Below are 468 nucleotides of genomic sequence, written 5' to 3'. Positions count from 1 at the left end.
CTGGGCGTCAACGGCAGTCGTCGGGGTGCGTCGGGCGGCGACACGCAGATCGACGGCGGCTTGCCGGTGTGCGGGATCGGTGATGCTCTGATGCTTCGCCCAGCAACGGTCATGCCGGGCCACCACCCGACCGTCGCAGAACACCGTCACCTGGTCACAGTCGGCGCTCACCTCGACCCGCCGGCCGACCACGGATGGGTGCACCGAGTAGTCGTTGCCGTCCAAGCGGACGTAGTGATCGCGGGGAAGGCGGGTGGTCTGCCGCCAGCCGACCACCGGCGCAACCGGTGGCAGTGGCAGCATCACCTGCCGGTCGGCGTCCCACCGGTCCAGCGGGCGGCAGCCCAGCATCCGGTGCTGGCGGTTGTTCGCCCGCACCAACCACTCGGTGAGCTGAGCGTTGAAGTCGCCGGGTGAGGCGAAGCGGCGTCCGGGCAGGAACGAGGTCTCCAGATAGCCGTTGGCCCG

1 pseudogene is annotated in these 468 nt (G+C 70.1%); it reads right to left on the bottom strand.

What is annotated here, in order from left to right:
* A pseudogene (locus IRY44_RS30470) lies at nt 1–468 on the bottom strand (IS21 family transposase); the annotation flags it as partial.

Source organism: Micromonospora sp. ANENR4 (assembly GCF_015354395.1).
Classification (GTDB): domain Bacteria; phylum Actinomycetota; class Actinomycetes; order Mycobacteriales; family Micromonosporaceae; genus Micromonospora; species Micromonospora aurantiaca.
This window is presented reverse-complemented; position numbering and strand designations above follow the sequence as displayed.